Genomic DNA, 20,819 nt, shown 5'->3' with positions numbered 1-20,819 from the left:
GCCAATACGTTAGACGCTTTATTATATCGCTTTGTTACTCTCAAGTGGGAAGATAATTGTAACGATTCGCTCCATTTCGGCAAAAATTGACGAGACTCATCGAAGATAGGGAACCACCCAAGCCGCCTCGGAATAGGCAGAAGCATATGTTGTTTTTCCTTCTAGTCATGGGACAAAAGGGAGGGAAAGGAGTGCAAGCATGAGTTCTTTTCTTGCGCAAAAGGCACCGATTGTTTTTGTTCCGGGGCTGTTTGGGTCAATGAGTGATCAAATTATTCCGGGTACTGGTGACTGGGGCTTCGGGTTTGCTCGAACGGCTTACGAGCCATTTATCCGTTTGCTTGGAAAAATGGGTTACGCCCTCAATGAACAATTGTTTGTCGCTTTTTATGATTGGCGAAGGCAGATTGATATTTCAGCTGAGCGCTTTTTGCTGCCTGTCATCGAGCGCGCAAAGCAAACGACCGGTTCCCCTTATGTCAATCTCATTTGCCATAGCATGGGCGGCCTTGTTGCTAGAGCTTATGTCCAGAGCGAATTTTATCAAAACGATGTGGATCAGCTGCTCATTTTTGCGACTCCCAACGCAGGATCGCCTGTTGCCTACAGCTATTGGGCAGGAGGGAAGCTGCCCCGCTCTGTTTCTGCGAAACGAAATGTCGTGGAGCTGTACATGAATGTATATCTGGCGTATTTGGAGCAAAGCATTCCTTTTCATCGTATACAAGCTATTCACAGGCACTTTCCCAGCCTCCTTGATCTTGCCCCGTCAGCAGCTTATGGCGATTATTTGCTAGAGAAAAAACAGGGGGTAGATACATTCGTACCTTATGAAAAGATGGTCGTGAAGAATCAATACATGGACTATCTGAACGCAACGATGGGGATTATCGCAGCCCGCAATATTCGCGTCACGCTGGTAGCTGGCATCGGACACGAAACGATTCATTACCTGCGAACGGTTCCTTCGTTGTCTCCAAATAAATGGGTTGATGGAAGAGTAGTGGGTTCGATCAATAGTGACGCTGGGGATGGGAATGTCATGGCAAACAGTGTATTTGCGCTGGAAGGTGAGCGTTATTACGTAGAGGCGACTCATCTGGAAATTTTATATAAAAGTGAACCACTTCTCCGGCAATTGCTAGAGTAGGGAAAAAAGAGGACCAAGTCGGGAAGATCCCTGGACTTGGTCCTTTAGTTGAGCTACGCTCTCTTGTTTTTGCGGTACATGATCGAAATACCGATCAAGATCGAAAAGATACCTGCAACGATAGGAATTGGGTTAGTCTGTTCTCCGGTCTGTGGCAATACTTTGCCTGTAGCTGGAGATTCGTTGCTGGTTTCCAAAACGTTGGAGTTATTGGCAGCTCCCGAATCGTTCGGTTTGCTGGTTTCTCCTGTTTGATTCAACTCCCCTGAAGTGTTGGGGTTCGTAGTGTTGTTGTCTGCATCAGGAGTGCTCGGTTGGTCTGGGTTGCTCGGTTGGTCCGGGTTGCTTGGCTGGTCCGGGTTGCCAGGTTGGTCCGGTTTGCTAGGTTGATCCGGTTTGCTAGGTTTATCTGGTTTATCCGGTTTGTCTGGTTTCTCTGGCTTTTCCGGTTCAGGTTTAGGTTCTGGCTTCGGTTCTGGTTTTGGTTCGGGCTTAGGTTCGGGTTTAGGCTCAGGCTTAGGCTCAGGCTTAGGCTCAGGATTTCCGCCGCCGCCACCACCGCCACCGGAGATCACGTCATTCTCGAACGTCACCAGCACATGCTCGCCAGCTACTTGGTTTCTTTCAATCTCGAACTCGATTGGCTTGCTGTTTTTTACATAACCAGCAGGTGCCTTCGTCTCGATAAACTCATACTTGCCTGGATTCAGGCCTTCGACAATCAGCTCACCGTTGCCATCCGTGGTCAGCTTTGTAAGCTCCTGACCGTTCATGTCTTTGGCTACCTGATCATTTTCATCACGGAGCGTAAATTCAGCTCCTTTGAGCTTATGATTTGGGTATCTTGTTCTCACTTTGGTCAGTTTCACAGAGCCTGGGATCAATCTGTTGGTCAATGTGAGAGAGGCAGTGCCTTCATCCGTTACTTCGAATTTCAGTGGTTCAGCAAGCTCATAATCAGCAAGAGCTTTTGTTTCAACGAGCTGGTAGAATCCTGCCTTCAGGTTTTCGAGGAGCAGGATACCGTCTTTATCCGTTGTGAGTCCACTTTGCAGTACTTTCCCGTCAGCATCTTGAAGCTCAAAGGTTACGCCAGGAAGTGGATCTTTGCTGTAGTGGTCCACTTTCAGCAATTGAACGGACCCGATATTTTTTGCGTTCTTTTTCGTAAGGGTCACAATTTCTGTCTGGTTGGCGGCGATTTTGAATGAAAGGGGAGCCGCATCCAGCTTGTATCCCTTCGGAGCTTTCGTTTCGACTAGCTGATAGTTCCCTTCTGGCAGATCGCCTTTGGAGACTTTTCCGTCTGAGCCGGTTGTTAGTTCAGCAATCGTTTCGAATGCTCCGCCTTTTTCAACCTGTAGCTGGAAGACAGCGCCTTCGAGCTTTTTATCGACATGCTCCGTGTCAACTTTGGTTAACTCAAATCCTTGACGGAGAAGCTTGTTGTCGATGGTCATTTCGATTGTGACTGGAACACCGGGGGCAGTACCCGCAGGAGCTTTTAACGTAATGTCCTTTCCGTTTCTGTACTCGTCTGCAATGACGTAGCCAACAGGAGCGGATAGTTCTTTTAATTTGTACGTTTTAAATTTGTAGCCTTTGAAGGTGGCAATGCCATTTTCATCGGTTACGACTGTTTCCAACAAGGTTTTCCCTGACTTGTCGTACAGACCGAATGTGGCGCCCGCCAATGCTTTTTTCGTATCTGCATCTGTCTTGATGATTTTCAAGTCGCCTTTACCAGGGGTGTTGGCTCCGCCACCAGCACCGGACAAGCTGACCTTGACACCTTCTTGTCCGTCTTTACCTTTACCTACAACTGTTTTCCCTGCAAAAGAGACTTCGTTTTTGATGGTCTCTCCATGATCGGCATTGATAAAGGAACGGTATTCCAGGATGTAGGCAGTGTGCAGATCATTTTTGAAAGTCAGTTTAAAGCTGTTGCCGACTACTTCTAATGTGTAGTCCTCAGATGCCACTTCTTTTCCGGTAGCCAGAGCACCGGATTCAGAGACGGTTGTCGTAAAGAGTTTGAAGGAGTCTTTCATCAGAAGTTGATTGCTGGACAGCGTATCGGTCAATACAGCACCTGCCGAAATAAGAGACTGGCTCGGATTGATTTTTACTGTCCATGTTGCATACTCTGATTCTGCTCCTGTACCTTGTACACCTGTTTTGATAATGTACTGCCCACCGTATGTCGGTCTGACGGTTGTCTGGCCTTTATAGAGTGGAGTGCCTGTTATGTCGCTATCGTGCAGGGTCGCATTGTTTTGGTACACTTCCCCGACAGGCAGATTAGCCAAGCTGGTTTTGTACGTGATGCGATAGGCAGAGTCAATGGGACCGAGATGTAGCTCGAAGCCGTTGGCCAGTTCGTCAAATTTGGTGGCGACAACTGGACCCTCGACCACTTTCACACCATCTGCTCCACCTGTGAGCAGCAACTTATGCACGGTTAACGAGTCTTTCACAAAAGTTTGTTCTCCGGTATAAAAATCCCGAATGATCGCGTTGTTAATCTTGTGAAGGTTATAGTTCACATCGATTGTCCACGTGATTTCTTTTGTCCGAGCGTCGTATGTACCGGTTTTGTTGCCGTTGTTGTTGGTGTAATTGTCTGGTTTAACGGTAGCGGATTTCGTGATGGGGTCTTGTGCTTTCCCGTTTTCCTTCCAGTTGAGTTCAGCCTTGTTTTTGTACACGGATGGACGGTCCTTGGAAGTCGGATCGAACTTTGTCAGGTACGTAATCACAAGACCTTTTGTGACTGGTTTGTGGAAGGTGATCTTGAAGCCTTCTTCGTAGGTTGAGTTCGGAGAGAGGCTGTAGTCTTTGTCAGGACCTTCTTCCAAATCGCTTGTCCAATTATGGATTTTTACATTGTCAGGAAGAAGCGTCAGCCCTTGACCTGCATAACTGTCGGTAATGACGACTTCATCCATCACCTGATTGTCATCGTTTAGACTAAGCGTCCACTCGATCGTTTTATTATGGTAGTTCACTTTTTCTTTTTTTGCGTTTTTCCAGAAGATTGCTTGATTGATCTCTCTGGATGCATCTTTTTTAGTTCCATCATAGATCTCTACTTCATTTTTCACGAGGTAGCTGTCTTGGTTGACCCGATTTTTGGCTTTGGTTTGGTAAGTGATTTCGTAAGCAGCCGACACGTCATGGTCAAACTCCAAGCGGAAGCCAGTAGGCGATGGGGTTATGTTGTACTCTGTGATGGCAGCCCCGTCTTTAGTTCCGTTTCCGTTGTCACCGATGGTCATTTTATGAACGGTAAAGGAATCATTCACGAGCTCTTGATGACTCGTATCGAATCGATCCTCGAGCCACGCATCGCTTTGTTTGATCACTTTTTCATTGTAGTTGTACTGAATAGCCCAGGTGATCGTTTGTTTGTTGTAATCGTAGTGAATCGCCTTTTTGTTCAAAGGCTGGCTGAATCGGATAGAGACATTCGCCGAATCGATTAAATCCTTTGGAAGATTCGTTCCTGTGACAGTGGCTTTATTCGTGTAGGTTGTATCTGTTGTACCGGTGACGTTGGTCGTGTACGTGACACGATAAGCACCGTCGATGTCGCCGAAGTTTATTTTGAACCCATTTCCTTCTGTCATTTTCTCAGGAGTGAAGGTGGTTACTTCACCTTTCGCATTTACAACTTCTAACGGATACACTTTGATGGAGCTCATATCCAATTCCAGACCGCTTGGAAGCTCGTCCGTAAAGACAGCACCTTTAATCGGATTTTCACTCAGGTTAAAATCGACGGTCCAGTCGAGATAGCTAGGGTTCATGCCCTTGTTTGCTTTTCCGTTTTTGTCGATTTCATTGTTATTTTTGCCTTTGAAATGGACAGAGATTGGGGCGACGCCATCGAATTTGAAATCGATCTCTTGTCGCGTGCCACCCTCAAACTTTTTCTCATCGAATTCCCGCCAAACAAAAAATGTTCCGTCAGTGATCTCTGCGCCGTCATTGATGGCATCACTGAAAGTGAAGGTGACGGTGCCGTCTGTTGTCACTTCATAGGTGCCGTAGCCTCCGTCCAGATCTCCGGTCAAATTGCGATCGGTCCTAAACTTGTCTGGGAGAGGGAAGGTAAAGGTGGCACCTCCTGTGTAAGGGTGTCCGGCAAGGATTTTCCAGGTGAAATCAACTTGAACACGCGAGCCCTGATCGGGGCGGATGTCTTCAATGTTGTTTCCGTCCTTGTCCTTCATCACTACGCTGGTGATGATGCTATCCTTAATGATATTGGCGTCAGGGTCAGGTTCTGGGAGAGGGACGGGAACAGGTTCAGGTACTGGTACAGGGGTCCCCGTGCCTGGATCAGTAGGAGTTCCTGTGCCCGGATCGGTAGGAGTTCCCGTACCTGGATCGGTAGGAGTTCCTGTACCCGGATCGGTAGGAGTGCCTGTACCCGGATCGGTCGGAGTTCCCGTACCCGGATCGGTAGGAGTGCCTGTGCCCGGATCGGTAGGAGTGCCTGTGCCTGGATCGGTAGGAGTGCCTGTGCCTGGATCAGTAGGGGTTCCTGTGCCCGGATCGGCAGGAGTTCCTGTGCCCGGATCGGTAGGAGTTCCTGTACCTGGATCAGTAGGATCGCCTGTACCCGGTTCCCCGCTATTGTTAATGACAACCGCACCTTGTGTTTGGGCATACGAGGTTGTCGTGAAACCGAAAAAGTTTTGGATGATGAGCAAAAGTGCCACCACAGCGATCCAAGATTTCCTTTGCATATGCTCCTCCTGTCATTAATAAAAAGCTAGCTCATTTCGTCTTTCAGCAGGAAGTGTTAGGGCTGAGATGAAGTTGTTTGTTTCCATTCAGCTTGAACGATCAGTCTGTCCTTCGGATCTTTTGCGCCAACAGGGGTGCATGTGACTAAGGTGATCAACGGTTTCTTTTGATCCTCTAGAACTTTTACTTGTGTACGATCTACGACAAAGGTTTGAACGACAACGAATTGGTAGGTTGCCGTTTTCGTCTTGATCTCAATCTCATCGTTAGGTGCTAGCTCGTCCAAGCGATTGAATTGCTTGCCGTGAGTAATTCCGCGATGACCTGCCAGTCCAACATTGTTCACGCCGAATTCCTTGTCTGGCTCGATCAGGCCAACACCTTTACTCAAGGCATGCTTGTCTGCGCCTTCAAAAATCATCATTTCCAGATCAATTTTGGGAATCCGAATCACGCCTCTGGCACCTTCCAACATAGCGAGCGGCTCTTGTATCTGAGGAGCTGGTGGGGTCTCTGATGCAGCCGTTTCTATTTGCTCGCTAACGTTGCTCAGTTGTTCGAACGCTTCGATGAGCTGTTCTTGCTTTTGTGCAGATACCGCCGTTTCCCATTGAGGATAGGAAAGGAGGAACAAGCCTGCCAGAATAAACCCAGCACTTAACAGCACTCGCACATTCTTCAACTCCCTTTTTGCACCGTTAACTCAATTCATCTTGCCTCCCTTGTTTTTTTAATTACACTAAAATTTTTAGTAGGTCATTCTTCCTTATACAAATCTTGTATTGTGAAAAAATACCTAGAAATATCATAAACTTTCGACCTAAACAATTTCTGAACATGAAAAAAGCCAGGGGAGAAAGAATCTCCTGCCTGGCTTTTTCGGTCTTAATTCTACGGTTAATAGGCGACGCTTTTCGAAACAAATCCAACTAAGACTTTCCCATTTGCATCGATGGTGGAGCCGTAATACCAATCTCCACGTTCACCGACTACTTGAACGAGTGCATCTCTGACAGCGTAGCCTCTGCCTGGACTTTCTGACGAAGGGGTCGAGAAGAAGTAGCCTTTCTCCCCTTGAATTTTGACATTCTTAGGAGAGGTTGGTGTATAAGAGGTGACCACTGTTTTTGGAAACGTATCCTTGATCCATGGAGATAAACTCTGGATGTGTACCTGAGGCTTTGATTTCAAAACCATACCATAGGGTTGCAGTAACGATAGAGTCAAGGGATGGAGCAGAATAAACGTTAGCATTATCAACGGCTACAATTGTTTTCGAAGGTAGTATTTTAGGTTGTGTACGGGGAGTTGATGGTTTTGGAGGAGCCGATTTTTTCACTTGGCTGTTAGAAGAACCACCGCCACCGTTGTGATAGTGATATTCTCCATACTGTAATCCCCATTTTTCGCAGTTCGTTCTACAGGTGTGTCCACCGTTTGCATCTGTTCTGCCTGGATGCGCTTCTATGATTTGGACAGGTAAAAAAGCAAAGCAAAGAATGAGTGCGAGTACAGAAATAATCTTTTTCATAGAAAACCTCCTAAGGATTCGCTTTCGCCCGCAACAGATTCAATCCCATCCCGATAAAAACAATCCCCGTCAGCTTGTTTAGAACGACAGAGAACTTTTGATTATTGCGCAATTTTTGAGTAGCGAAGGAAGCAAACAGGGCGAGGAGACTGCACCAGATGCCACCCGTAACGGTAAAAGTAAGGCCAAGAATGAGGAAAGGGAGTGGTCCGGCTTCCGTCGCGCTAACAAATTGCGGGAGGAAGGCGATGAAAAACAGGGCGACCTTCGGATTCGTTACACTTGTCAGGATCGCTTGCAGATAGACCTTTTCACCCTTCAGCTTCTTGGAATCGGCTGTATCAAAAGCTGGTGATTCCTTCGTCATGAGCATGCGAATGCCCAAATAGACGAGATAGGCGACCCCCAATATTTTGACGATGTTAAAAAGCACGATGGATTGAGCCAAAATGAGCGACAAGCCGAAAGCAGCCAAGAGCGTGTGAATGAGGGAGCCTGTCAGAATACCGAGAACCGAAAGAACACCTGCCTGTTTTCCTTGCGAAATGCTGCGGGTGATGATGTACATCGTGTCTGAGCCGGGTATCAGGTTCAACATGATCGCGGTCATCAGAAATGCTTCATAATGAACGATTCCAAACATCTCCTCTCACTCCTTGTCTATCTATGAAATAAAAATAGATTATAGAATAATCTGACACATAGCGCAATGCGGAAAATGAGGAAAAGCTCCTGACGCAGATCAATGAAGGTGTGCCATGATCGCGAGGGGAGCTTGTTTTTCAACAGACTGATTACGGCGTTGATTTGGTAGCGCGTATCCAGCCTTCTTTTCCATCAAACACAATCTGGTACCAGCCATTCAGATCTGCGATGACTTGAATGGAGCCATCTGCCACCACTTGGCCGATCCGCTCGTGGTCTTCACCGGGCCCTGCAAAAACATCGATTTTTTGAGGGGCAGGGGAAGTCTGATCCGTCGCTTCTGTCGACCCGTCAGCAGGGGAAGTCGCTTCTCCTGATACAGTTTCCTCGGTCGGTTCTTCGGAATTCTCCCCCAAGTCGGCCAGCTTTTCTATGTAAGTCAGGCCATTGTCCTCGAGCTTGAACAAAGCGATTTCGTTTTCACCTTTGCCTACCGCATTTTTCATGATCACATGCTCGGAGTCTTCTACGCTGAGTTCGTCGGCCTCGACCGAAAAGCGCTTATCGAGTGACTCTTTTGTCAAATTCGGAGAGAGGGCCGTGTAGGCGTTAGTCCGCTCCTTGCCGGATGCACTCACGATAATGATAGGCTTTTCTTTACTTCCGAGAGTATCGTCGATCTTAGCCTTTGCCGATTTCACGTCCACATCGAGCGACTGATCCAGATAGAGGAGCGAGTCATTTTGCATTTTCGCTGCAAAGTAAAGACGTTGATCTGATTCCGAGAGTCCAAATGCGTAAAGCTTTGCTCCCCAGCGATCTGTGCCGGAGAGCATGTCGGTGAACGTTCTGTCTGGATATCTCAATTGCAATAAGCGTGCTGGATCGTATTCCAACCAGAGTTTTTCCAGATCGGACAGGAGTGTAGCCGTATCCTGGAGCGGATTCAACTGTTCGTACAATTCACGCGCTTTGGTGAACTCAAACAACTTGATGTATTGTTCTGCCTGCTTGAGCTTGCTTTCCAGATAGCGGGTGATCGAATCGAGGACAGGCGAATCACTAGACAGGACATCCTCGATTTTTCGATAGGCAGCTGCCATATCAATGAAGGCACTCAAATCCTTCGAACGAATGACTTCCTTGATTTCGGCTAGTGCATACTTTTCCAACTGCCCCACTAACCAGTCTGTTTCGATACCCAGTTTTTCGTAATGGCGCAAGCTGGTAGCCGTTTTGGTGATGACTTCCTCAAAAGGAGCCGAAGCGATCAATTTCCGCAGCTTCGTTTTTTCATAGTCCTGGAACAAGGCCGTGAGCTCAGCCTGCTTTTTCTTTTTGCCGCCGTAGTATTCATCTGGAATAGCTAGGAGCGTTTCGGTGAAAGATTCGTCCTGATAGTTTTCCTTTTCGAGATTCGATTGTGCCTGAGCCTTGGCTGTTTGCAAGGCATTCAAGTAATAATCGGAAAAGCTCTTATCCATACCCAGATGAGCGGACAATTGCTGGAAAAACATCGCCGGGACGTCCTTTTGATTCTGGTATTGTTGTTTGACAGCTTGGTATTGTTCATAGATTGCACCGATTTCTGCGACCTTCTTCTCCGTGATGGCAGAGCGCGAATGCTGGTGAAGCCCTTCCAGATCGTTGCGGATAGAAGTCAGTTGGAACATGAGGGAATTCCACTCGTCATCCCCGTAAGAAAGGACAGCCATATCATGTGCACGAGAAAAGGTTTCCTCGGCTTGCAGCAGGTTCTTTTGTTCATAAAATGCCTTTGCCTGTTTGTATAGCGTAATCTGCTTGTACCCATATCCGAGCTTGAACAGAACGGCGATCAAACCTAAGGCAAAGAGTCCGAGAAAAATATTACGGACCCAGAGGGACCTATGATAGGGAGAGATAGGCAGCATAAAAGGCTCCTCCTTCACAGTAAGCCTTTGAAATCCGGGTCAAACGCGTAATGCGTATCCACCCTGTTTTTGGTAGAATGATATAGTTGTTCCCAACCTTCACCCTTATGGGTTTGTACCATCTTTGCCAATCGCAGAAGGCGCTCGCGGGGCAAAAAATCGATAAATTCGATAATCAGATCCTGATATTCATCTACATAAGACTTCATGCGGAGCGCCGCACCTGCCACTTGACCGATCAGCTGATCTCCGTTTTCTAGCAACAATATTTGATTTTTATAACGTCTGACATACTGGAGCACAGATTTTTTGACGAGCGAAGGCTGGACCTTGATGACCTCGCGCACATATTCCATGAAGTCCTTGTCGTACATAGACGGGATGAGCGCTTCGAGCTCCAGTTCCATGTCTTTGCGCAGGACGTAATGATTGAGGAACATGATCTTGCGAATCTTGATCGTATCGGAATCGATGAAATGCCCGATCTCTCTCGTTTTTTCATAGGCTTCCTTGAGATGTCCTTCTTTGACGTCGTTGCCCACTTCCTCCAAATGACGGAGGAGTGACTTCTTGAGCGTCTCCTGTTCCCTCGTTAAAAAGTGTTGATATTGTACGTCTCTTTCATAGGAGCCGTATTTTTTCTGCATCACGAAAAACAGGACGAACAACACACAGCCAATACCTCCTGCGAGAGCTAATTGCAAAAGGGTATCCGCAGAAAGGACAGCAAGACAGACGAACAAGCCCAAGAGCAAAAAGCGTGTCTGTACATAGCGGCGCGTCACTGTATGGGAAACCTGGCGGATTGGTGTGTAGGCTCTCCCGCAGGTCTCACAATGCGTCTCCCGCAGGACATGGTACGTATGGCACCGCGTGCACGCTTGAATTCTTTCATACGTATGAGTGGTTTTACGGGTTTTTCTAAATTGGACGCCGATTCGTTTTCTCACGGTGAATCCCTCTTCTCATTCAGTAAGGCATGAAGATGCTGATCGATTTCGGCGTTGGAGAGATTGCGCCGTTTTAGTCGCAGCAGCTTGAGGAATCGGACCGCTAGCAGCAAAAAAGCCGCAAACAACAGAAAGTAAGTTAACATAAAATTTCTCCTAACGAAGTTGTCGAAATCTGTAACAAAGAATCATGTCGTATCGTATTACGAGTAAGGGGCAATCATTCTAGTACTTTTCTACCATCTGTCTTCTATCTCTTGAATCTAGTGGTAATAGTGTCATAGTCTTACTTTCTTTGCAACACTTCTAAATTCTTCCTTAATAGTGGAAAAGGAGCACTCATGAAAATAATACGATTCCGAATGTTATGTCGATACGTAGTATGTCTCGCTCTGCTCTTGGTCAGTGTCCTCTCCGTCACTCACCCGGGCTTTGCGCAAACGAGCGGAAACAATATGGACGCGGTACTGGTCGTGGACGTCAGCAACTCCATGACCAAAAGCGACAAGAACAAAGTCAGCAACGAAGCGATGAAAATGTTCGTCGACATGACGTCGATCCAAGCGAACAAAATTGGTGTAGTCGCCTATACCGACAAGATCGAGCGGGAGAAAGCACTGCTTGAGATCAATTCCGAAGAAGACAAGAACGATATCAAAGCCTTCATCGACAGTCTGCAAAAAGGAGCCTACACGGATATCGCCGTCGGGGTAACGGAAGCAGTAAAAATCCTCGATGCGGGACGCAATCCAAACAATGCGCCGATCATCGTGCTGTTGGCAGACGGAAACAACTATTTGAACAAAGCATCAAGCCGTACCCAATCACAGTCTGATCAAGAGCTACAGCAAGCGGTGAAAGAGGCCAAAGACAAGGGCTATCCGATTTACACGATTGGCTTGAACGCAGACGGTCAGCTTAACCGCACGACCCTGCAACAGATTGCCACAGAGACAAATGGTAAGTTTTTTGAAACAAGCACAGCGGACAAGCTTCCGCAAATCTTGAGCGAGATCTTTGCGAATCACCTGAAGCTAAAGGTTGTCCCGGTTAAGAGCTTCGTCGCAAACGGTCAGGCTCAGGAAATTCCGATCCCAATCCCGAATGGCAGCGTCATGGAAGCCAACATCTCGATCATGTCGCAAAAACCAGTGGAAGTGAAGTTGTATGACCCAGCAGGAAAGGAAGTACAAGTTCCTTCCAATCAGGTCAGACTATCGAAGTCCAATGCATACACCATGATCAAGCTGGTCAAGCCTCAGCAAGGGGATTGGAAGCTACAGGTAAAGGGTGTCCCGAAGGAAAAGATCGATATTAACCTCATCTTCAACTACGACTTGCAATTGGAGATGGAGCCAGTTACAGCCAAGAGCTTCAAGGCTGGCGATGTCGTACCGATCAAAGCTGGACTTGTTTCAAATGGACAAAAGGTAGCGAGTCCTGATCTGTACAAGCAGATGAAGGCGACACTGATCGTCAATGACCAGACGGACAAGAAGACAAATGAGGTCGTCCTGAAAAACACTGGCAGCGGGTTCGAAGGCAGCTTCACGATCCCGGCTGACCATACGTACGAGATAAAAATCAAGGCAGAAGACACCAGCTTTTACCGGGAGACAAAGCCACTCCTTGTAGATGCTTCGAAAACGGCAGGTTCTGGAGCGAACAAGCCGACGACAACCACAGATCCTGCCGCCGAATCGAAACCATTTCCATGGTTGACCGTAGTAGGAGGTACCGTGGTTCTCATCCTGGTGATCGTGGCAGGTTTGTACGCACTGTCGATCTATCGCAAGGCGAACAAGGGATTCGCGGGTCAAATCGCCATCGAGATCGTGGATGAGGATACAGGCGAGAAGTCCAATCCGCAGTACAAGAAACTGAATGCGTTCAAAGGAAAAGTAAAGCTGCACCAGCTCTTGCAGCTCGCCCCTGAGTTTGCGGAGACAGAGAAAGTCATCTTACTACCAGGGAAAAACGATACGCTGATCATCGAAAACCGCTCGAGCTGCCGCATTGAAAAAGCCGGACGTGTACTCGATGCCAGCAAAGGCAAAGAGTTGAAGAAAAACGATCGCATCAAAATTTCGTTAACGAATGTGAACAAGTCCTTATATGTAGATTACATCGTCTAGGAGTGAGTCAATTATGAAAGCAGTTGTGAGAGAACACATACAACAATTGGACGTATCCCTCGGCGGAGGAATCGTCAGTGACAAGATTCGTGTAGATACCATTGATAACCCGATGCTTGTTATCGGTCTTGGCGGTACAGGTATTGATGCGCTGTTGCGCCTGAAATACCAAGTGAACAGACGTTTCAAGCTGCCTGTAGACCAGCTTTCCAAGAAGCGCAAAGAGAAGCCGGACAATATTGAATTCATCGCGTTTGAAACGAATGAGCATGACCGTAACAAAAAGTACAAGGGCATCGGACTCGATCCGGTGACGGAGTTCGTACTTCTGTCCAATCCTGAGATCGGCGGTGTGTTGCAGAATCGCAGCATTCTGGAGCCGTACATCACCGATTGGCTCTCACCAGAGCTGACGATTACGGACGGAATCAGCGGGGCGTCGGGTGTGCGCCAGGCAGGTCGACTTCTTCTCTTTACGAAAATTACGCAAGTCGTACAAACCATTGAGAAAAAGGTCAAGATGCTGTGCGAGGGCACGAACAAAAAGCTGACCGTATTCCTCTTGAGTGGTTTGTCCGGGGGAACGGGGAGTGGTTGCTTCCTTGACATCGCCTATATCGTACGCGGAATTTTGGAGCGCGACTTCGGCAGTGCGGGGGTAGACAAGGTGAATACGCTGGGCTACCTGTTCACGCCTGACGTCAACCTGTCGAACAAGAGCCTTAGCTCGCACACACGCGACTACATCATGAAAAACGGTTACGCCGCACTAAAAGAGCTAGACTACTGGATGAATGCGGATGAGCGCAATGAGCGTTTTCGCCAGCAATACGGCAGCGTGCTCACCGTCCAATCGCCAATGCCGCCTTTCAACCTGTGCCATTTGATTTCTGCGACCAATCTCGAAGGCAAAGCATTGGAAAACGCCTACGATTACTGCATGAACGTAACCGCGGAGAACATTACGAACTTCATGGCGAGCGAAGAAAAGCGCTCGGGTGAAGAGTTTGCGATCCATGACTATATCAGCAACATCCGTACGAACATCAACCAGATGCCAAAGCCTTACGCTGCCAACTATCAATACAACGTCATCGGTGCTTCCTCTGCTGTCTTGCCGATTGAAGAGATGACAACGTACTTGGCCTATCGCTTGTTTAAAAAGATGGAAAAAATGTTCACAGTCGCACCAACACAAGAAGATGCGGAGAAATTCGCCCGCAAACTGGGAATTGACATCGACTCGATCGCGCGCAAGTTCGAGGAGCGCGTTCCTGAGCCGTTGCCAGGTTATGAAAACAGCGAGCGACTGAACTACAGCAACGTCATTACTCAGCAAGTCGTGAGCATCGACCACGAGCTGGAGCAAGGCTATCTCGCCAAAGCTCGCGAGGCGTACATCAAGTCCAAAAAGCAGATGCCAGGCGACATGATCTCTGTTTTTGGTGAAATGATCACGCGTGTATTCCTGCACCCACAGCAAGGACCATTCTATGCGTCTCGTATGATTCATTCGGACAAAGGCTATTGCCTGATGAAAATGATCCTCTCCTACATTGAGAGCCTCAAGGCGAATTTGGAGAGCTACCCGCGTGAGATCGAGGGCGCGCGAGAGAACGGGAATGAAAAGCTGGGTGATGCCCGCAGTGCATTCATCTCCAAGGAGAAGAAGAAAAACAGTTACATCGAAGCGAAGATCAACGAATACCAGCTCCTGGCTGATCAGGAAAAACTGGAGCAAATGATCGAATTCTACGAAGAGCTGCACCGTTTGCTGAATGCAGAAAACAACCGCATTTATAACGTATTTACTGAGATTTTGAACGCACTCAACCAAATTTTCGAGCAGAACGGCGACATCCTGATCAACGGCGGCGAAGAGAGCGACCGCACAGGCAACAAGACGTACTACTGGAATATCGTCAGCGTGCCGGATATCACCAAAGTAGTCAGCAGCATCCTGGAGCAAAAAGATGCGGATGACCTAATCCGCGATTTCACCGGCGAGCTGCTGCGACACTCTGATCAGTGGGTCAAAGAACAGGAGCTCGATATCGTCAGCTCGATTTCCGAATTCCTCTCGGAGAAGTTCGGAGAGCTGATCACCAAGTCGATGGAAGAGTTCCTCGTGATCAAATACGGTCAAGACGAGACACTGGATCGCATCGTAGAGCGCAAGATCGCGAGCAAGCTGGATGAAGAGGCGATTCCGGTTTTCCATCTGAGCAACAATCTCGGCAATATGCACTTCCCTTCCTGGGGCTTTGTATCCGTGCCGCTGAAAGCACCATCGATCTTGAAGGGGATTAAAAACTATCAAGATACTGCCATTAGCGGCTCGCGCTTCACGGTCAAAGAAAGCCAAGTCAAAAACCGCATCTTCTGGCTGAATACGAAAAATGGTGTTCCGCTGTTCGCTTACACACCGCTGAAGGTCTACGAGGAAAGCTACGAACGTACCATTCTGGATAGAGAGGGTATTGGACGCCACCTCGTTCAAACCGAAAAGAACAACTGGGCGTACCTCCCATCCCCAATTCCAGAAAAATCATGGGGAGATACGTACCAAAACGGACGGATCAAAGCGTACAACGCCCAAATACGTGAATTATTTGACCGTGCGGTGCGCTACGGAGTCATCCGGGAAAAAGGCAGCGACAGCAAGACCAGCAACCGCTATGAAAGCATCGTGACGAAGGCCTTCTCCATGGCTGCTTCCTTAGCCAAGCACCAAGCTCAAGGCGACGCATCCAAGCTGAGCCCTGGCGAGATCAAGCGTGCATTGGTAGAGCTCAAAGGCTTCATGAGAGATGGTTTGGAGCAAGAATCAACACGTGATGTTTTCGGCAGTATCAATGAAGAGATGGCAAAAGAAAACCTGATTCGCTACCCAGAACAGATTCGCCTGATCGAACAAGAAGTGCGCAAATACGAAGAAATCGAGGCCAAGATCCAGGAGCTGGAGCAAATAGTCAACGCCATCCAGGGCGAAGAAGAGCTGGTGACCCGATTCATTGAAGCGCTCTATACCGGTACGATCTGCAAGCGTGGCGCATTGTACGTCTATGACAAGGATGAGGAAGAAGAGGCATGGGAGCCATTCATTAATCTGATGAAGGTGAACAAGCACGTTGAATTCGCCATCTATGAAAAATTCCGCGCATTGGATCACAAGAACATGGCAACGATCCAGCGCAAGACAGGAAAACGCAGCGACGCGATGACTTCTGCAGAGGATACACAACAACTGGTGGCAAAGCTCGACGAGATCGGAGCGGTATTCCAAGAAACGAAAAACGATCTGGAATACGATCGCGACGAATACGTGAATGGCGAAGAAATGTACCAGTTCTACAAGAAGGTTTGGTCAAAAGTAAACGATATGCGCAAGACGCTGCAATAAACAATCATAATGTTTCGATCCCCCGAAGAGAGGGGAGCGTTTGGTAACCGAGGAGGAAGCATGCGGGATTTGATTGGAGAGTTCGCGACCCAATACGTTACGGAACTGGAAAGACAACTGGATAGTGGAAACGGACAGCGAAGCATTCAGAACCCCGTGCTTTTCCTTTTTCTCGGGGATAAGAGCGTGGAGGCACTGCAAGCTGTTCAAGCCCACAACGAACACAACTGGCAAAATGGTCACGGTGTTCTTTATGTCCATGCGTATCAGGACAAAACGTGGGAGCATCCGCAAGTAATCGGCTGTCGCTTGCCGCAAGCAGACGTCGACAAGAAAAAGATGCGTACCTCGATCCACGAGCGTTTTATACTCGATGAAGCTGTCACCATGGAATTGAACAAGGTGATGAAGCTGGCAAGCGTGCGGGTAGCGGAAATGGGCAAGTTATTCACTGCTTTTCAGCAAGTCAATATAGCGGTCGTGGCAAGGGCAGATGACCCTGCCACGATCCTTTTGCCAGAGCTGACGCTGCTACTCAAGGGCTACCTCAACGAGCTGTTTAAAAACGTATCAGTCGATCTGTACGTCCTGCTTCAGGAAAAGAACAATGGGGAAGCATTCGGATTCTCGACAGCACTCTCGGTCAGCTTTTTGGAAGAGGTCAATCGCTATCAGCGGAGCGACTACAGCTACCGTGCCAATTTGCTAGTGACTGAGGACCTCGTCAAGCTGCCTGTGGAGCATGCGCCTGCCCCGTTATTCTCATTAGCGTACTTATTGAGTGACAAGACCGAACATGGCTTATTTATCGAAGGCGGCATGCAGGAAAATTACGAGCTGATCAGCAAGCTGGTGCTTTTGAATAACAAAAAGGTAGAGTCAGAGTTCCATGAAAGCAACGAGGGCTATAACAAGCTGCAATTTATGCGCAGCATCACGGTCGATCACGGGCAGACCAAGTTTGCTTCGGCAGGTCTATCCAAAGTGAAGCGACCGACTCATGCGATTGCGTTGACGGTGCTATCCGCAGTATTTGACCGCTATTGGGAGCGACTCCAGGGCGGCGAGGTGTTGCCGAAAACAAAAGCGAGAGAAAAGCTCGGATTGACTGCGCATGATTTACAGCGAAAATTAGCCGGCGTTCTCCCTGAGGATCACATCCTGGAAGAAATGACGGGGCTCATGACCTCTGGCATCAGCTACAGCGAGCTTTGCAGCATGAATATGCGCGAAGCGGAGCTGGCTTTGTTTGATGGCAGCAGCCAAGCCTTTTTTGAGGCGAATGTCGTTTCCGGGGCGCGCAAACGTCTGGAGCACATGCTGTCTCAGGAGTCCTTGGCTGATGTGATTCAGAAAGCAATCATCGAGGATGAACGACTTGGGCTGTATGCGGCCTACTATCTCACAGCCGAACACGCCAATGGAGCAAACCTGCTGGATGAGCTACGCACAGGAATTCGCGAGACATCTCGACAGGTTGAACAGATTAAAGCCGAGCTGGTCGACCTTTACCAAGAGCGAGTGGATCGGCAGGACATTCGCGTAGGAGGGTTTTTCGCACGGGATAAGGAACGGGTGCGGACCTTCATTCGTCATTTGCTGGACGCTGTTTATGGCAAAAAGCTGGAGCTATTGGATTGGGAGATGATGCTCTCGATCCTTGTGAGCTATGAGAAACAGGCAGAGCAGATTCACCGGCAGTTAGGCGAGCAAGTCGAACAGCTGGAAGCCTTGCATAAGCAACTGCGGGAAATCGCCCAGACGAGCGTTCGAGAAGCGACTGACTACTTGGGCAAAAACGTAGACGAATATTACGAATCTGTCGTCCATGAAACGATCCGGTCATTGGAAGCTTCACGTGGCAGTGATTTTTACATGGAACAACGGTATATCGGCAGCGGCGCTCTGCTCAGCGGGAATCGACTCGCCGGACTCGTGGAGCGGCTGTGTCAGTTTTGTCGGAACGAGATTCTCACCCGTGCGCCATTTGCTTTGTCTTTTGAGGCGGAGCTGCTTGCGCGTGCCAACGTCGGGGCTGCTTACGATAACCGAACTGTGCTGACGAAGGAGGATTTGTTCCTCGATCTGGCAATGGTTCTGGAAGAGCGGGCAGCGGTTCACATCGAAGTGTTCCATTTCTTGCAAAAGCATCGCTATGAGGAGAGGTACTTCTTTGCAGATATTCACAACGACTTCGTCCAGTATGCGCTGCACAAGGATGAGAACACACGGACTTACAAGCTGGGCTGCATCCACGAGGAACAAAAAAGCGGGATAGAAAAAATGAACCTGATGGGTGGATTCGGCATGGAAGAATTGATGTTTTACCGCAATAACAAGAAATACCATGCTTCCTATGAGGACAGTGGGTTTGTCTTTCGCCGTGTGGAAGGAGATGAGACGTCATGAGTCAGAGAAGAGTAAGCTTGCTCATGCTAGTGTGTAGTCTGGTAGGTGGCGTGATCGGATTTTTGGTCGGGGAAGTCATGCTCGCCAAACTGTCCGGGGAAATACCGCAATGGTTGTTAATGGGACTTTATTTTGGTCAATATGCCTTTTTCGTAGGACTGATGTGCCTCATTGCGGAAATGATCTCGCCACGACTGAATGGAGTCGGCTGGAAGCAGCGCTATCTGGGCTTTTCCTGGAAAATGCTCGTGCCCAGCACGTTTTTGATGGTCGGCGTAGTAGCGTTGTTGCTTCAGCTGCTGTACGGGTCATCATTTCAACAGGCCAGTGGAGCCAACAATATTGTCATGGTTTTGGATACGTCAGGCAGCATGCAGTCGTCTGACCCGGATAACCAATTGTTCAAGGCAGCAGCCGACATGGTGCAGCGCATGGACAGTGACATGAACATCGCAGTGGTTACGTTTCACGATCAAACGAATGTGCTGCAACCCCTCACCAAGCTGAGTAGCCAGTCCGCGAAGGATGAGGTTGTGAAGGAGTTGCTCCAATATCCGCGAACGGATGGAGGCACCCGGATCGATCTGGCACTGCAAGTGGGACTGGACCAGCTACAAGCCGATCAAATGGCCAACAGTACGGTCGTGCTGATGTCAGACGGTTATAGTGATCTGGATGTTCCCGCCGCACTTGCACCCTACAAGCAAAACAAAGTGATTGTCCATACGGTAGGCATGAGTCAAATCGATGCAGACGGAACGGCGCTGCTTCAAGAGATCGCTGCTGAAACGGGAGGCAGCTACTTTAATGTTGAACACGCTGACCAAATGACAGGAATCTTTGGTCAGATTTACGATATGAGCCGAACAGACCGCAATATCGTTTCCGAGCGGACAGGAGCGACAGAAGCAAGCATGTTTTACGCGATTACCCGTGTGGTCAGTGTGCTGATCATCGGTGCTTTGCTCGGCTTGGCTCTGGGTCTGATTTTTGATAATCGCCATCTGGCTAAGAGCTTCACGATTGGCGGGGCAGTATCTGGATTGTTAGCTGGACTTGTTTTGGAAATGGGTCTGTCATCGATCGACTTGCTCGATATGGTGGTACGTTTGCTGGCGTGCTCATTGCTCGCCGTCATCCTGACATTGTTCACTCTTTTTGTGCCAGTTTCCACGAGTGGCGGATCGTCTTTTGCAAAGCGCAGACTGAACTCGGGACAAAGCCCCCGTGCCTTGGACGCCGGGAACCAGAACAGCAAACGGTTTGATCTGTAAAGGGAGCATGATGAATCATGATTAATCGGGTAGAAACAACAGAAACCTTTATCAAGGACGTCACCTGCCAGCATCAAGGGAGCGAATACGTGCTCAATTGGTATTGGGCGCAGGATATTCCATGCGTGTACGTGCACAAGTCGCAGTTTGGCGCCCCCTTTGACGTAAACGAGCTGGATGATCGTCAGTTCAAGCTGTATACCCGAGAGGAATACAAGGTCCACAAAGGGCTGCGGGAAAAAACAGACGGCATCGGCAGATACACATACCGCATCTTTCCTTGCCGATTGGAAAATGGCAAGCCGATTCTGCTCTTGCCAGACGGGGATGCCCATGTGATCCATGTCAGTACCGGAAAAGCGAAAATCTACTACTCGTTCAAACGGGGCGGAAGCTGGCTCAGCAAACATCAATCGTTGCAGATTCGCATTTTTTCAGAGATTCCGATCGAGCGGGACGTACTCTGCTACGTAAAAAAAGAAGGCTCTCCTCCCGCCCACAAGGATGATGGTACCCGATACAATTTCATTCGCGATCTCGAGCCCGGTGTCAATCTGATGCCGGAGATCGAGGTCAGGAAAAAAGACGTCGTCCGCCTGTTTTTTACGGATGGGAAAAAATACGGAGAAATGTACGAACTGATTCCTGAATAGG

12 protein-coding genes and 1 pseudogene are annotated in these 20,819 nt (G+C 48.5%); 6 read left to right on the top strand and 7 right to left on the bottom strand.

The window, feature by feature from the left end; all coding sequences use genetic code 11:
- Positions 1–199 precede the first annotated feature (199 nt).
- Positions 200–1,150, top strand: a complete 951-nt coding sequence (locus ACFYU8_RS29325) for a lipase/acyltransferase domain-containing protein (RefSeq protein WP_390306374.1) — start codon at positions 200–202, stop codon at positions 1,148–1,150.
- Between the two features lie 53 nt (positions 1,151–1,203).
- Here the strand turns inward: ACFYU8_RS29325 and ACFYU8_RS29320 are convergent, their stop codons facing one another.
- From ACFYU8_RS29320 to ACFYU8_RS29290, 7 genes and pseudogenes are all read right to left on the bottom strand, one after another.
- Positions 1,204–5,904, bottom strand: a complete 4,701-nt coding sequence (locus ACFYU8_RS29320; RefSeq protein WP_390306376.1) for a collagen binding domain-containing protein — start codon at positions 5,902–5,904, stop codon at positions 1,204–1,206.
- Between the two features lie 56 nt (positions 5,905–5,960).
- The gene (locus ACFYU8_RS29315) at positions 5,961–6,578 is read right to left on the bottom strand and encodes a class D sortase (protein WP_390306378.1); all 618 of its coding nucleotides are present in this window, start codon (positions 6,576–6,578) and stop codon (positions 5,961–5,963) included.
- A gap of 224 nt (positions 6,579–6,802) precedes the next feature.
- A pseudogene (locus tag ACFYU8_RS29310) lies at positions 6,803–7,436 on the bottom strand (YHYH domain-containing protein).
- Positions 7,437–7,446: 10 nt separating this feature from the next.
- The gene (locus tag ACFYU8_RS29305) at positions 7,447–8,079 is read right to left on the bottom strand and encodes a LysE family translocator (RefSeq protein WP_390306380.1); all 633 of its coding nucleotides are present in this window, start codon (positions 8,077–8,079) and stop codon (positions 7,447–7,449) included.
- Between the two features lie 151 nt (positions 8,080–8,230).
- A complete protein-coding gene (locus tag ACFYU8_RS29300; RefSeq protein ID WP_390306382.1) occupies positions 8,231–9,994 on the bottom strand; it encodes an SH3 domain-containing protein in 1,764 nt (587 codons plus the stop codon).
- Between the two features lie 14 nt (positions 9,995–10,008).
- The gene (locus tag ACFYU8_RS29295) at positions 10,009–10,944 is read right to left on the bottom strand and encodes a hypothetical protein (protein ID WP_390306385.1); all 936 of its coding nucleotides are present in this window, start codon (positions 10,942–10,944) and stop codon (positions 10,009–10,011) included.
- Complete coding sequence (locus ACFYU8_RS29290) at positions 10,941–11,090, bottom strand: hypothetical protein (RefSeq protein ID WP_007724683.1); 150 nt, start codon at positions 11,088–11,090, stop codon at positions 10,941–10,943. The genes ACFYU8_RS29295 and ACFYU8_RS29290 overlap by 4 nt, the downstream gene beginning before the upstream one ends.
- Before the next feature lie 195 nt (positions 11,091–11,285).
- Here ACFYU8_RS29290 and ACFYU8_RS29285 point away from each other — a divergent pair, with 195 nt between their 5' ends.
- The 5 genes from ACFYU8_RS29285 to ACFYU8_RS29265 are packed head-to-tail and all read left to right on the top strand — an operon-like array spanning position 11,286 to position 20,818.
- Positions 11,286–13,079, top strand: coding sequence for a vWA domain-containing protein (locus ACFYU8_RS29285; protein WP_390306387.1), 1,794 nt, complete (start codon positions 11,286–11,288; stop codon positions 13,077–13,079).
- A gap of 13 nt (positions 13,080–13,092) precedes the next feature.
- On the top strand, positions 13,093–16,482 hold the full coding sequence (locus ACFYU8_RS29280; RefSeq protein ID WP_390306389.1) for a tubulin-like doman-containing protein: 3,390 nt from the start codon (positions 13,093–13,095) through the stop codon (positions 16,480–16,482).
- Positions 16,483–16,542: 60 nt separating this feature from the next.
- Entirely contained in the window at positions 16,543–18,891 is a 2,349-nt protein-coding gene (locus ACFYU8_RS29275) for a hypothetical protein (RefSeq protein ID WP_390306391.1), read from the top strand.
- Complete coding sequence (locus tag ACFYU8_RS29270; RefSeq protein ID WP_390306394.1) at positions 18,888–20,165, top strand: vWA domain-containing protein; 1,278 nt, start codon at positions 18,888–18,890, stop codon at positions 20,163–20,165. The genes ACFYU8_RS29275 and ACFYU8_RS29270 overlap by 4 nt, the downstream gene beginning before the upstream one ends.
- A 17-nt stretch (positions 20,166–20,182) precedes the next feature.
- Positions 20,183–20,818: a beta-mannanase gene (locus ACFYU8_RS29265; RefSeq protein ID WP_390306396.1), complete on the top strand. Its 636-nt coding sequence runs from the start codon at positions 20,183–20,185 to the stop codon at positions 20,816–20,818.
- Position 20,819 lies beyond the last annotated feature (1 nt).

It is taken from the genome of Brevibacillus sp. NPDC003359, assembly GCF_042878995.1.
Lineage (GTDB): Bacteria > Bacillota > Bacilli > Brevibacillales > Brevibacillaceae > Brevibacillus.
The sequence above is the reverse complement of the archived record's forward strand: the minus strand, read 5'-3'. Positions and strand labels throughout refer to the sequence as shown.

Excerpts from the sequence above, each read along its gene's own strand:
- ACFYU8_RS29325 (WP_390306374.1), top strand. The coding sequence starts at position 200 with ATGAGTTCTTTTCTTGCGCAAAAGGCACCGATTGTTTTTGTTCCGGGG.
- ACFYU8_RS29320 (WP_390306376.1), bottom strand. The coding sequence starts at position 5,904 with ATGCAAAGGAAATCTTGGATCGCTGTGGTGGCACTTTTGCTCATCATC.
- ACFYU8_RS29305 (WP_390306380.1), bottom strand. The coding sequence starts at position 8,079 with ATGTTTGGAATCGTTCATTATGAAGCATTTCTGATGACCGCGATCATG.
- ACFYU8_RS29300 (WP_390306382.1), bottom strand. The coding sequence starts at position 9,994 with ATGCTGCCTATCTCTCCCTATCATAGGTCCCTCTGGGTCCGTAATATT.
- ACFYU8_RS29290 (WP_007724683.1), bottom strand. The coding sequence starts at position 11,090 with ATGTTAACTTACTTTCTGTTGTTTGCGGCTTTTTTGCTGCTAGCGGTC.
- ACFYU8_RS29285 (WP_390306387.1), top strand. The coding sequence starts at position 11,286 with ATGAAAATAATACGATTCCGAATGTTATGTCGATACGTAGTATGTCTC.
- ACFYU8_RS29280 (WP_390306389.1), top strand. The coding sequence starts at position 13,093 with ATGAAAGCAGTTGTGAGAGAACACATACAACAATTGGACGTATCCCTC.
- ACFYU8_RS29275 (WP_390306391.1), top strand. The coding sequence starts at position 16,543 with ATGCGGGATTTGATTGGAGAGTTCGCGACCCAATACGTTACGGAACTG.
- ACFYU8_RS29270 (WP_390306394.1), top strand. The coding sequence starts at position 18,888 with ATGAGTCAGAGAAGAGTAAGCTTGCTCATGCTAGTGTGTAGTCTGGTA.
- ACFYU8_RS29265 (WP_390306396.1), top strand. The coding sequence starts at position 20,183 with ATGATTAATCGGGTAGAAACAACAGAAACCTTTATCAAGGACGTCACC.